A 13452-nucleotide genomic window follows, 5' to 3' on the forward strand; every position below is an offset into this window, starting at 1 on the left:
CCTTTCATATACAATCGCGTTCTAGCCAAGCACACTGCGCAGATACCTTCCGGTATGTGACGCCTCCACCTTCGCGACCTGCTCGGGCGTCCCTTCTGCGACGACATAGCCGCCGCCGTTGCCGCCTTCCGGTCCCATGTCGATAATATAGTCGGCAGACTTCATCACATCCAGATGATGCTCGATCACAATGACGGAATGTCCACCGTCCACCAGCTTGTTCAGCGCAACCAGCAGCTTTTGGATATCAGCGAGATGGAGGCCTGTTGTCGGTTCGTCCAGGATATATAGATTATGGGCGCCTTTTTTGATCTTGGCCAGCTCATTTGAGAGCTTCACCCGCTGGGCTTCCCCGCCTGAGAGGGTGGTTGAGCTCTGGCCGAGTGTCAAATAGCCCAGTCCAAGCTCATTCATAATCCCCAGCTTGTGCTTGAGGTACCTGTGGTCTGCGAAAAAGCCGGCAGCCTCCTCTACCGTCATTTCCAGCACTTCCGCAATGTTTTTGCCATGCAGCTTGATTTCAAGACCTTCCTCCGAGAAACGGTTACCTTTGCATACCGGACAGATGGTTTCGATATCGGCCATGAATTGCAGGCTCGTGACAATGATTCCATCGCCCGCGCAATGCTCGCACCGGGTACCATTCGCATGGGTAAGACTGAAATCAATCGGCTGATAACCGCGCTCCACCGCCTCCGGCTGTAAGGCAAACAGGTCGCGGATTTTATCATAAATTCCGATGTAGGTGGCCGGATTAGATTTGCTGTTGCGGCCGATCGGCGTCTGATCGATGTTGATCACATGGTTCAGCAGATCGGCTCCGAATACATAATCATGTTCGCCGGCCACTATCCGCGCGCCTGTCTTGTCGATTTTGAGTTGCTTCGAGAGGATCTCATTGATCATTGAGCTTTTCCCGGAGCCGGACACCCCGGTAATGCAGATGAACACATTCAGCGGAATATCCAGATCCACATTCTTGAGATTATTCTCCCGCGCCCCTTGGATGGATAAGAAGTGATCCCCGAGGTTTCGCCGCTGCTTGGGCACAGGAATACTCACCCGCCCTGACAGGTATTGGCCTGTAACCGATTCCGCCTCACTCATGATATCCTCCAGCGTCCCGCTGGCGACGATGTTGCCGCCATGGATTCCCGGTCCCGGCCCGATTTCAATGATATGATCGGCACTGCCGATAGTGTCCATGTCATGCTCAACCACAATGATCGTATTGCCGAGATCACGGAGCTTTTTCATTGTCTCAATGACCCTGCTGGAATCACGGGGGTGCAGCCCGATGCTCGGTTCATCCATAATGTAGAGCATGCCCATCAGCTCACTGCTGATCTGGGTGGACATTTTGATCCGCTGCATCTCCCCGCCAGAAATACTGTCGCTTCGTCTGCCCAGGTTGATGTAATGCAGCCCGATTTCGATTAGCAGGCTGATTCGCGTATGCAGCTCGCGGACAATCGTCTCGGCCACATCCCGGACCTCGGGTTCGAAGGTGAGCGATTCCAGAAACACCAGCAGCTCATGCAGCTGCATCCGGCTGAGCTGATCAATATTCTTCTCACCGACCGTAACCTGCAGCCGCTGCTTCTTAAGCCGGGCCCCGCCGCATTCCGGACAGACCTTCTCAATCATGCAGTCCTTGATAAAGGTCGGTTCAAACGCCTCTGTCGTGGATGACTTGCGGATATAATGCTTGTACCAGCTCTCCATTTCATGCACGAATCCTCCAAAGGGCCGGTCGCGTCCGGTGAGCCAGTTTTTTTTCTGCGAAAAGGGCGGCTGCAGCATCGGAACCAGCTCGCCTTTGCTGCCGTAGAAGAGCAGCTCGTGGATCTCCTTGGGCAGCTCGTGAAACGGCGTATCCAGACTGAAGCCGTATTTCTGGGACAGGCTGTACATCAGCACCGTGCGGTAGCTGTCTTTGCCGGCGGTGTTAAATACCGTGTTCTTGAGTGCGCCCTTATTAATGCTCTTCTCCGGTGCCACCACCAGAAAATGCGGCTCCACCACATAAGACATTCCTACGCCAAGACAAGTATGGCAGGCACTCGCCGGCGTATTGAAGGAGAAATGGAACGGCTGCATATCGCACAGAAAGAAGTGATGCTCCGGACAGGCAAAATGCTGGTAGAACACTTCCTCTACCCCACCAATGACCTCGACCTTAATCATAATATCCTCATCCAGCGCCAGAATCGCCGCTTCTATCGACTTAGTAAGTTGTATGTAGGTGTCCGGTTTTAAGCTGATCCGGTCGATAACGATTTCAATCCTATACGCCTTGCGTTCATCCAGATCCAGCTCATCCCCCAGTGAGACGGGCTCACCGTCAATTAACAGATGCTTAAAGCCCTTTTCCCGCAGTTGCTGAAAGGTATAGCTATACTCTTCCCCGTATATTTTATTCACCGGCGCGCGCAGCTCAATGACCGTGCCTTCCGGCAGGCCGGTAATATGCTCGGCAATCTGGGCCGCGGACAGCTGGCGCAGCGGTTTGCTGCACTCCGGACAATGACCGGTGCCCGCCGTCGCGAACAGAAGCCGCAGATAATCATTGGTGTCGGTTACCGTTCCCACCGTGGAGCGGGGATTGTGATTGCCTTTTTTCTGCTCAATGGCGATGACCGGGGACAGCCCCCGCACATAATCGACTTTCGCTTTTTTTACCTGGCTGATCCGGCTTTTGGCAAAGTTTGAAATGGAATCAAGAAACCGCCGCTGGCCCTCGCCATAGATCACATCAAACGCCAGCGAGGATTTGCCGGAACCCGACACTCCGGTAATGACAGTCAGCTTATCACGCGGGATCTCGACGGACACATTCTTGAGATTATTCTGCCTGGCCCCCGAGATTTCAATCGTCGTTCGAACGGACATGAGCTTATTCCCCCTCTGTTATGGAATATACAAGAAGCCGATTTCTTCAACTGCCGGTTTGCTTTTGGAGGTGATGCGGATGGTCTGGGAGACCTTCTCAAGGATTCCCTTCTCCGCCATATACTCCAGAATGTTAATCAGATAATGCCCCTGCATATGAAAATGCTTCGCCAGCATGGTTACCGTCTTCATCTCCTGATCGGCCATAAACTCAAGCACCGGACGGCTGATCACATCAAGATGACGCTCCAGAACCTGTCCGATTTCCCTGATTGCCTTCCAGAGCTCGTCTTCACTTAACCGGCGGGTCAATGGATCTTGGTAAAAAGGGGCCATTTGCTCCGGCGAACGTTCCAGCACCTTGAGGACCGATTCACGGATCGGCGGTTCACCAGCAGCGCACAGCTCCATCGCGGCGATGTGATCCGCAGCCTTGACCAGAAAAAACTGGGTATAGAGCGGGTCTTTGCGCACCGTCAGCCATTTTTGGCATTTGTGGTAGATGTCAATCAGCTCACAGGAGCGCCATAAGAGGGACAGCGCAATATCCTGACTGCCCAGCCGCTTAAACTCCTCGAAATAGGCATAAAGACTGTCATCGGAGGTATAGACCATCTGTCCTTTGGCAAAAAAAGACTGCGGCATCGAGCCGCCGACCAGCCGGTCAAAGCCCCGCTTAAATCCGCTCCGGTCAAACAATTGGACATTGATCGTGATTCCATCCTCAACCAGGCAGTAGGCATTCTGTTGCAGTGTTTGATCGCGCACGATCAGGCCCATGTCGATGTCGCTTTTCTCCCAGACGGTATCATAAGCCAGACTGCCGCACACAATGACGGCGATGACGTTCGGATCACTTCTTACCCTTTCAACAAAACTCTCCGTTGCCGCCCTGTAACGTTCCTGCAGCTCCAGCAGTTCACTATCCTCCATATCTCTGCTATTCCTCCATCCGCTTCCTATGATTGAAATCGCTTGCCCTTTCCAGAGCCTGTGGTAAAATTATACACCTCACCCATTCCCCAAAACCGGACAGTAATTGCTGAAACAGGAGGTATCATGGATCATTATTTGCTGGAAACCATTAACCGGACCACGGATTTCATTGAAGACCATCTGCTGGAGCCGCTCTGTCTTGACGATATATCGGAGCATGTCAATGTCTCCAAATTCCATCTGCTGCGCATCTGGAAAGGCGCCACGGCAACGGGGCTGATGGAGTATGTCCGCAGAAGGCGGATTGCCATGTCGCTTGGCGATTTGCTGAACCAGCAGAGCAGCATTGAATTTATTTCCGGCAAATACGGCTTCAGCTGTGAGCGGACCTACAACCGGACGTTCAAGGACGAATATAATATTACTCCGGCCAAATGGCGCAAATCCCCTTCGCCGCTGAACATCCTCGACCGCTTCAACGCCGACTTTATGAGCCGGGCGGGAGAAGGGCTGGTTTTTTTTCGCTCGATCAGCGTTGTGCCTTCCTTCTCGATTGCCGGCCCTGAATATACCATCGGTGCAGGCCAAAAAAACACCGGACCTGATGCAGCCAGGCTCGGCGTTGATTTTTTTACCGGTGAACGGCACCGGATTCTGAACCCGGTGGAAAAGGATGTGTACATCGGATTTACAGCGGTTCCGAAACCCTTCAGCGGTACTACCTTTTACCAGCCTTCCCTACAAATTAACCGCAGCAGCATCGTCCCGCCGGATATGAATATCAGACATACAAAACCGCATAAATACGGGGTGTTCACCTATATCGGCCTCCACCGTCCGGAAGAGATTTCTGCACAATCCTTAAGCGCCATATGGAAGTATATCTTTGAAATCTGGATGCCGACTGTACAGTTTAATCTGGAGGAGAAATTCAGCTTCGAATCGGTCAACTACGCCAAGGGCAATAAGCATTACTGTGAATGCGACTTGTATTTTCCGATTTCAGGACTGTAAGTAAACACGTTGGCAGCTGAAACAACAATTTCACTCTACATACGCCTTGCCAAAAACCGAATATTTACTGCCTGTTCCTGCGGCAATATGAATCGTCTCTATCGTACCCTCAATCAGTTTGCGGATATCATCCACCGTGCCCTTTTCAGCATAGATGAAGCCTACCCTGCAGCCTAATTGCTCAAGACAACCGATGCTTTGAAAGTCAAAAGACTCCATCTGCCTTCCTATCGATTGAGCGATAGTATAAAGTTCATCCCGGCCCGCTTGGACAAATACAATAAATTCATCACCATGAGCCCGTCCCAGGCATGCACGTTCCTTGTAACCCGCAAGACTCTCTCTAATGATTTCGTAGCAAGCTACAATGACCTGATCCCCCACATCAAAGCCGTATACATCATTAACATGCTTGAAGTGGCGGATATCAAACCGCATAACCGCTACAGGGTCATTGTCTGCGCAAACCGATAACAGCTCTGATGTAGATTCCAGGAAAACTTCCAGATTGGGCATGTTTTTTTTGAGTTCATGTACACTTTGCCGCGTGATATGTAACAGTTCAAATGGATGGCCGATCAGAACCCCCTCCTTTTCAAGTAATGTAATTAACCTGTCGATTTGAACTTTCTTCTGCACCTGCTCATTCATATGGCTAGTAATTTTAATCCGTTTGTTTATGAGCTGATTGACCAGGTCTTCACTGCGGACAGGACCTGCAAGCACAGCTTTAATCTCAGCAAGCGAGAATTCCAGATTCTTCAGAATAAGAATCAAATGAAGCAATCGTCCTTGTTCTTCATCATAGAAACGGTACCCGGTCATTGGATCAATAGCTGACGGCTTGAGCAGTCCGATCTCATCGTAATGGCGCAGCATTTTTGTAGTAACCTGATTCATTTCCGCAAATTCACTTATCTTCACTACCGTTCCTCCACATCCAGGCTTCCGGCCGGAACAGCCCTAACCTCAGCATAAACCTTCCTGTTACGTCAAAGTCAACTCCCTAAAAACACCTACCGCATCGGGCAGGTGCTTTTGTATGGATTATGATTTATGACTTCCGTACAGGCCTAATATACTTCCAAAACCGCTCCGGATTATGATAAAAGTAAATTATTCTCCCGGGGGAAGTATCAAAGCAGTAACCGGTGCCTGCAAAATCAAAAGTTGCCATTGCCTTTTCCATCTTTTCCTCTACACTGCGGTTTTCCTGCTCATAATCAAACGGTCCGTGTTCAAAAACAATATACTCAGCTTCGGGAACATCAATCATTAGCATTTGTGATGGTACTTCACCATCATAATCAACAGGAAGTCGGACACCATAACACTCTGTACGCGGAATCCCCCAATCGCAGAGTCTACCGTCCGGGTCATTAATGTACGCCATGATTTGACCGTTGCTGCTGTTAGATTCGCTCCCGCCATCATCATCCAATTTGCCCTTGATACTATCAAGTAAGCCGCAAATGGTTTCGCAGTCCTGGCCCGGAATTAGACTTTGCTTTTGCCAAAAATCCCAATACCCGTTACTCTCATAGTTTTTAATGTGTAGAAATTTGTGTGCAGGAATGGTCACAAAATAAATTTTGACATCAGCCCTAGATTTCATCATACCAATCTCTCCAAATCCGAAAAAGTAGCGGTCGAAAGGGTTTATTTTGGTTCGAAGAACAACAGGCTTAGGCTTTTTACGGTATTCACTTGGAGTTACACCATACGTTCCCTTGAAAGCTCTGGTAAAAGCCTCATGTGATGAGAAGCCATAATCAAAAGCAATATCCAAAATGCTTTTGTCGCTATCCCGCACCTCTTTTAGCGCAAAGGCTAATTTTCTATGCCGCAGATATTCTTTAAATTGCATACCGGATATTTGTTTGAATTTTCTTGTGGTATGAAATTCGGAATAACCCAGCTTGCGGGAGAGACACCTTAGTGTTATGGCTTCACAGTTATGATGTTTAATACATACGTCAATTTCATCAACGATCATTTGGATTTGCTTGTGCCACTCGTACATTTATCCGCTCACCCCGTTCCATCCGCCCTATAATCATTATAGAGAAATGGAAATCGCATTACTTGATTTTACTTGCGGAAAAGACTTTTTTAGCGGATTAAGACTTCCGTTTGCCTGCGGCTTTTTTAATATTTTCTGCAGCTCTGAATTTAACAATCCGGCTGATCAAATCATAAGGCAGCGGCTGATTAAGGGGGAACTGAACGGAGCCCTTGGCACCTTTATAACCTGACAGCTCCTCTTGAAAAGCTTCAATCCCCTGCGGGGCCGGGTAAAATCCGATGTGCTTCTTGAACGCCGCAAAATGTACCAGATTGCCATGCAGCTCAAAAGTGGGCATCTGATAGCTGATCTTCTCTTTCGCTTCAGGCGCCGCCTCATGAATCACTTGTCTTACCCTCTCAAGCAGGTCTTGTACCTCGGGTGCTGCTTTGGCAATATAATCGTCAATGGATTCGTAAGAGATTTTGTCTTCCATTCTGTCATCCTCCTGCTCACTTTTTTCAAAGTTTCAATACACCCGTCGCTGATGGATATGGCCCGTTATCCATATTTGCGGCTTTAGTCAGTAATAACATTTATGATTCTGCCTTTTGGCCGGTTATTCTCGTTCGGGTACCCTAAGGCATTATTAACGAACAAACAGCCGTTGCTCTTATACGAATGATTAAGGTGGACATGACCGGAACACCATACCTTGCCATCTATTTGGCCGAAATATCCGGAACCGTCAAAATAATAACATCCGCTGATAGGATCACCAGCATGCTCCGCCGAAATCTGCGACCAATCCGGGCTCACATGCGTGATAATAACGTCACTATCATGGATGATCCTGTCCAGCTTCTCTTTCTGCTCCCAAAAAAACTCCATCGGGCGCCGCGGCGAACCAATCGTATAGTTGCGGTCGTTCATTTGCCTCTCCCAAATATCCATCATAAAGTTCAGGCTTTTCCCCAATACATTCATTCCATAAGAGAAATCGTACCACATTCCGACTCCCCCATACCTTACGCCATCCCACTCAAAAATGTCCCCTTCCAGATAGTGAACACCCTCTATACCGGAAGCTAACGACTTCATTTCTGACCAGCGGTTCATTGAGGTCTGAAGCTTATAACGAACTTTGCTGTTCACCAGATAGTAATCATGATTTCCTGCAACGACCAAGATGTGCGCATAGAAACGTTTGAGTGAGCGCAGCATCTCATCATTTTGCTTGTTTAAGTGTCCCAGGTCCCCGGCAATTACAAGGACATGCGACATCTCCTGAGGGAGCAGGCTCTCCACAAAACTATCAATCTCCCGCAAATTATCTTCTAGTGTCGGCCCCTTACGCTTAAGCCAGAAATCCAGGTGAATATCAGAGATAAGATCGAAATGAATCATGGTGGCGTGCTCCTTTGAGAGAAAGTACTAGTGCGGATGTAAAAATGAATATATTAGGTCTCTTATTTCTTCTTAATCAAAGCAATCTCCCGCTCATAGCACCCGATATATTCCTCAACTGTGACCTTACCACTTAATTCGGCAATAAGCTCATAAGGGATACTGCTGACCTTTTTGAACCGGATACAGGATTTGCCCATATCGAGCTTGGTGGGAACAACCTTCGGATACTCTTCCCGGAACCAGGCCAACAGCTCCGAATTTATGTAAATGCCCATATGGTACAGCGCAATATAATTTTTCTGGGAAGCAATGCTTATGAAGGGTAGCGGTTCTATAGGCTTCACATGATAACCCGGCGGATAGAGCTGATGCGGGACAACGTAGGCGATCATTCCGTAGGCCATCGTCTCCTCAAACCCGCCTGGCAGATTCTGCTTAACCGTTAGCCTGAGCTTCTCTATGGCAGTCTTACGTTCTTCCGACAGCTGACTGATATAATCCTCGGGACTGCTCGCGGTGTATTCCATCCTTATTCCTCCCCGGTAAGTTAAGCTTTGTCATACGGTCCAGCACAGCTTAATAATTCAGCAGGCGCCCGTTATCATGCCATTGGCCGTACATTTTGTTGTCTTTAGTGTTAGCAATGAATTTGTCTAACCGGCTGTTGAATAGCTCCGGCTGATGTTTATAGCTCTGTATTGTGTCGATTCGAATTCTTGAATACAGGTCAGGAAACGCCAGAAAGTTCTCATATACCTGCCTGTCCTCCTGCAGCCTTTGTTCGATGATAGAATCTATTTTAAAAGATCCGTGATCCATAGCAGGAAGTACCTTTCTTCCTTCTTCGGTCATTAATCCCAGCTTTTCGAGCCGGCGGACACGTTCTTTGTTTAATTCCGTCCAAGAGCTTCTTTTGCTTCGGGGAGACAATCTCTGCATCAGTACTGCCTCCGAGCTTTTCTTCTTAACACCATCAATCCAGCCGAAGCATAAAGCTTCTTCAACCGCTTCCAGATACAGCAGCGTACCCGGAGCCGGTGTCATATTGACCGCTACATGGCAGGATTTCTCTGTCTTACAATTTTCCTGCAGCCAGCTTCTTAGTTCTGCTCTCGATGTTGCAGTGATTAGATTTTCCAACTCCATGGAGGCCATTCAATCTCCTTTCTACCCGATGAGTGTTATCCTCTCTCAAAGGGTTTAACGTTAGCTTGCAACGGACTGAGATGCACTTATTTTGAACTGAATTAACAATATTGTGAGCTAACGGACTCTAGTGCACTTATGTATGGATTTTCATTCGTAAAATGCCTGCCGGGGAGTCAATAAGCGCGGTACGGTCCGTTACCCCTGTCAAAAGTGACTTATCGAGAGAATAAGGTCTTTACGGTCCGTTGCGGTCAGCAGGACTCGACATACATACTTCCATAATACCAAATCAAGCCTATTCCCCAAATGAAATTGCCGCAAAATAAAACTATATAAGTTCACGTTCTATACAAACAGAAAAAGAGCCGACTTCCTGCGCACAGAAATATCGGCCCCTTACGTCTAATATCAGCTTAAACTACCTGCACAGGCTCCTGATACAGATATAGGATAAAATCGGTCATCGTGGATGCATGGCCCAGCTGGCGCAGCATGGTAGTAATATTGCCCCTGTGATAGGTTCCGTGATTGACCAGATGCAGCATAATTTCCGCTAAGCTCGTCTGACGTACGCCGATGTATGGATTATTCAGCTGGATTGTCTGCTCCAAATCGGAGTGTCTGCTGAACCACTCTCTGTACTGCTCTGTTAACTCGGCAAAAATATCGGCGTATTCGTCCACAGAAGTCAGGATAGTCCCATTCAGCGGAATGGTTGCCTGCAGCGCCTCCGGCATACCCGTACCGTTCAGCACCAGATACCACATTTTATCCACCGCATAGATATGACTCAAGGCATGGGCAACGGAGGGAAAAGAACTTCCAACTTCTTGACTCAGTACAGCGGACGGGAGTTCCTTGATTCTACCAAGGATTGTCTGGTTGGCCCAGGTATGGTAATTAAACATTTGCTCTGGATGATTCATTCGTTACGTCTCCTTTGGAATGGCAATAGATTTGATGTTGTTGGTGCTGATTTCATAATAAAAAAAGAAGTTTGACAACAGCGTGTCATACTTCTTCATAATGTTTGAGTGTATTTTTCAGCTGCTCTTTTAGGATGCTCCGCAGTTCAGGGGGTTCGAGCACTACGGCGCCGCTGCCAAAACCCAGCAGAATACTCCAAAGCCATCGTGCCTGTAACGGACGGCAGACAGGAATCCGCAGCGTCATGCTCCCGTCGGGATGGAACTGCCTTTCCATCTGGTGGAACTGGTCCAGCGCCTCAGCTATTGCCTCCGGCCCCACCCGGACCACAACCTCCTCCAGTTGTCCCTGTCCGCCCCTGTTTGCAGATGCAGCTTCATCCGGAAGATCCGGATGCGGCCCAAAGGTTTCGCCAGTCAGCTGTAAATCCAGCAGCCGTGACAGCCGGAATTCCCGGTAGTCCCGCCGAGTCCGGCAGTACCCGTAGATATACCAGTTGCGATACTTGAAGTGAAGCCGTAACGGCTCCATTTCACGGGTCGTGCGTTCATTCTGGGCATTAACATAATCAAAGCGGACAATATTCCGCCCGGTGATGGCTGTGCGTAAATGCCGGAGCACGTCCTGCTCCGTCCGGCGGGTATCAAAGTCCACGGTCAGACTCGCAGTCTGAACCTCCGGCCCAATCGTCTGCAGCCGTTCGATGGTCCCCTGCGCACGCTCGTCATCAAACACGGTCGAGAGGCTGCTGAGCACGGTAATCAGAGAATTGACATCATACGTGCCCAGCAGGCTTTTATCCATTTTGTAGCCGTCCATCATGCCGTATCCGCCTTTCATTCCCTGATACGATACGACCGGGAAACCGGCGGCACAGATTACATCGATATCCCGGTAGATGGTTCTCGGAGAAACCTGGTACTCCTCTGCCAGCCTGGAAGCCGATAATACTTCGTGATTCAGCAGCTTGTAGATCATAGAGATTAATCGCTCTAATTTCATGTGTGATCCCGCCTGTTAGTCTATTTCAGTTCGTATTCCAGCCATTTTAGACAAATCGGTATAAAGTCTGCATAGTCATCAAGGGCCCCGATCGTGCGGATAACCTCACTTACCCCCAGCTGCCGCTCAGCCTCATCCGTTACTTCCAGACCAAGCGAACGCCTCAGGCTATAGTCCAGCCAATCCAGCTTCCCCTGATAGCCGAGGTTCAGCACATCCGTCCAGTTCCCGGTTACCTTTCCTCCCTGGTTCCTGTATGCACTAATCACGGTCCGAAAAGCCTCCTGGCTTGCCTCCCCGGCTTCAAAACCACACCAGTACAATGCCACCTCGAGCAGCTCCTGCATCGGATGAACCGTCCCGGCGGCCTCCCAGTCAATGATGAGCGGAATTCCGCTTTTATCCCATAATACATTTTTGGGATCCAGATCTCTATGGCTGATTACCCGGTTGTCCTGTAAAAGCTCAGCTGCGCTATTGGCTAGTTTCTCGTAGCCTTGCAGCCTCGCCAAGCTATTGTTCAGCAACTCTGAATAGGACAGCTGTTGCTGCTCCGCTCGGTGCGAATAATCCTGCCAAGGCACTGCCGATGGAATAAACTCTTCCGCCTGCTGACCAGTAAGAAGTGCTGAGAAATCAGCTGTATGAATATCCGCCAGTACCCGGCCTATCTGTGTACAGCAGTCCATATCCACTGCCCCGGAAGGTAACGCTTTGCCCTCCATCCACGGAAACAGTAAATAATACTGGCCTTGGACCTCATGCATACAGCTGCCTTGAGACTCGATAGCCGGAAGTGCATTTATGCCCTGAGACCTTGCCAGGCTTGCTACCTTTTCAGCAAAAATAATGTTGCCCATCGCTGCAGGGCGCAGCATAATCTGCGGATTAAGTGCTTTTACGGCATATTCGGCTTGACCGGTCACTATCCGGTACATCTTGTGCAGGAAGCCGCCGGACACCGGTTCGGGTGTTTCTGTTAATTGTCCAAGACCGTATTTCATGCACAGCTGCGGGAAATCCAATATGTAGTTTAAAGGTTCCATTATTCAAAGATCCCTTCGGATTAGCGGAATGTAAGACGGATATTAACTTTCTTGTTGATCAGTTTTAACATTCATAGAATTTTTCTATGTTATCGTTTAACTAATAGGGGGGAGTGACCGGAATGAATCTGAATTTGATCAAACTGCAAATTGTGGAACTGCTATATAAGCATAAGAAAATAACTACGGTAGCCGATGAGCTCGGGCTGAAGCAACCAACCGTAACCTATCATCTGAAGAATCTGGAGCAGCAGCTTGGGGAGAAGCTGTTTGAATCCAGAATGGATAAAATGATTCTGACCGAAAGCGGAAGAGCCTTTCTTCATTATGCTGTCAAAATCAATGCGCTGGCTGCTGAGGCGGAGCGGGTCGTTAAGGAATTCAGTCAGGGAGGCCGCGGAATACTAAAAATTGGTGCAAGCTACGTCCCGGCCACCTATATCCTGCCCAAAATCCTCAGCCTGTTCGGGGAGCAGCATCCGGGGACAACGATATCGCTATCCGTGAAATCTTCACCTGACATCAAAGAAATGCTGATAAATCAGGAAATCGATCTGGGGATCCTATCGACGGAATCCTTTTACCTGCCCAGTCTGCACAGCCAGTCTTTATGCGAAGATGAGCTGGTGCTGGTATTTGCCCCCAATCATGAATTTGCGGACCGGTCCGAATTAACCCCATCCCTGATTTCATCGGCGGATTTCATTCTGCACGATATGCAATCCAGTACCCGGCAAATGACCAACAAATGGTTTGAAGCCTGCGGGGTTGAGCCCCGCGTCCATATTCTGCTCGATTCTCTGGAGGCCATTAAGCAATCACTGATGAGCGGCCGGCATGTATCCTTCATTTCACGGCTTGCGGTAGCTGATGAAGTTGCAACAGGCAAGTTAATGATGCGTCCAATTCCAGAATACCGTTTTCAGCGGCATATCTACTATTCCTATAACCGTGACCGCCACTATTCGCCGCTTATCGGATTATTTATCGCGCTGATGAAGACGCTTAACATGTGAGTATCTCAATTTCCGAGTTTTGGTTTCTTCTTCCATATAGTATAATATACTTCAT

The 13452-nt window shown here is 48.8% G+C and carries 13 protein-coding genes; 2 read left to right on the forward strand and 11 right to left on the reverse strand.

From position 1 onward, the window contains the following. Positions 1-21: 21 nt before the first annotated feature. Both uvrA and L6H70_RS12150 read right to left on the reverse strand, forming a co-directional pair. The gene (gene uvrA / locus L6H70_RS12145) at positions 22-2892 is read right to left on the reverse strand and encodes an excinuclease ABC subunit UvrA (protein WP_236333377.1); all 2871 of its coding nucleotides are present in this window, start codon (positions 2890-2892) and stop codon (positions 22-24) included. A gap of 18 nt (positions 2893-2910) precedes the next feature. Then, positions 2911-3825: a nucleotidyltransferase gene (locus L6H70_RS12150; protein WP_236333379.1), complete on the reverse strand. Its 915-nt coding sequence runs from the start codon at positions 3823-3825 to the stop codon at positions 2911-2913. Positions 3826-3951: 126 nt separating this feature from the next. On the opposite strand from L6H70_RS12150, the gene L6H70_RS12155 reads away from it, so the two are divergent. Beyond that, positions 3952-4842, forward strand: coding sequence for a helix-turn-helix domain-containing protein (locus L6H70_RS12155; protein WP_236333381.1), 891 nt, complete (start codon positions 3952-3954; stop codon positions 4840-4842). 30 nt (positions 4843-4872) lie between these two features. Here the strand turns inward: L6H70_RS12155 and L6H70_RS12160 are convergent, their stop codons facing one another. The 9 genes from L6H70_RS12160 to L6H70_RS12200 all read right to left on the reverse strand — a co-directional run bounded on the left by L6H70_RS12160 (position 4873) and on the right by L6H70_RS12200 (position 12381). Beyond that, on the reverse strand, positions 4873-5766 hold the full coding sequence (locus L6H70_RS12160) for a diguanylate cyclase domain-containing protein (RefSeq protein WP_236333383.1): 894 nt from the start codon (positions 5764-5766) through the stop codon (positions 4873-4875). Between the two features lie 130 nt (positions 5767-5896). Continuing rightward, on the reverse strand, positions 5897-6838 hold the full coding sequence (locus L6H70_RS12165; protein ID WP_236333386.1) for a helix-turn-helix transcriptional regulator: 942 nt from the start codon (positions 6836-6838) through the stop codon (positions 5897-5899). A gap of 124 nt (positions 6839-6962) precedes the next feature. Then, positions 6963-7343 carry an iron chaperone gene (locus tag L6H70_RS12170; protein WP_236333388.1) on the reverse strand — a complete coding sequence of 127 codons (381 nt, stop codon included), beginning with the start codon at positions 7341-7343 and terminating at the stop codon, positions 6963-6965. 83 nt (positions 7344-7426) lie between these two features. Then, positions 7427-8254: a metallophosphoesterase family protein gene (locus L6H70_RS12175; RefSeq protein WP_236333390.1), complete on the reverse strand. Its 828-nt coding sequence runs from the start codon at positions 8252-8254 to the stop codon at positions 7427-7429. A gap of 62 nt (positions 8255-8316) precedes the next feature. Further along, on the reverse strand, positions 8317-8784 hold the full coding sequence (locus L6H70_RS12180; RefSeq protein WP_236333392.1) for a DUF1801 domain-containing protein: 468 nt from the start codon (positions 8782-8784) through the stop codon (positions 8317-8319). Between the two features lie 49 nt (positions 8785-8833). Further along, the gene (locus tag L6H70_RS12185; RefSeq protein ID WP_236333394.1) at positions 8834-9403 is read right to left on the reverse strand and encodes a YdeI/OmpD-associated family protein; all 570 of its coding nucleotides are present in this window, start codon (positions 9401-9403) and stop codon (positions 8834-8836) included. A 416-nt stretch (positions 9404-9819) separates the two neighbouring features. Continuing rightward, positions 9820-10332, reverse strand: coding sequence for a DinB family protein (locus L6H70_RS12190; RefSeq protein ID WP_236333396.1), 513 nt, complete (start codon positions 10330-10332; stop codon positions 9820-9822). An 85-nt stretch (positions 10333-10417) separates the two neighbouring features. Further along, entirely contained in the window at positions 10418-11335 is a 918-nt protein-coding gene (locus tag L6H70_RS12195) for a helix-turn-helix transcriptional regulator (RefSeq protein ID WP_236333398.1), read from the reverse strand. Positions 11336-11355: 20 nt separating this feature from the next. Further along, a complete protein-coding gene (locus L6H70_RS12200) occupies positions 11356-12381 on the reverse strand; it encodes an aminoglycoside phosphotransferase family protein (protein ID WP_236333400.1) in 1026 nt (341 codons plus the stop codon). A gap of 122 nt (positions 12382-12503) precedes the next feature. Between L6H70_RS12200 and L6H70_RS12205 the strand changes: the two genes are divergently transcribed. After that, entirely contained in the window at positions 12504-13397 is an 894-nt protein-coding gene (locus tag L6H70_RS12205) for a LysR family transcriptional regulator (RefSeq protein ID WP_236333402.1), read from the forward strand. Positions 13398-13452 lie beyond the last annotated feature (55 nt).

It is taken from the genome of Paenibacillus auburnensis (genome assembly GCF_927798115.1).
GTDB lineage: Bacteria > Bacillota > Bacilli > Paenibacillales > Paenibacillaceae > Paenibacillus_AQ > Paenibacillus_AQ auburnensis.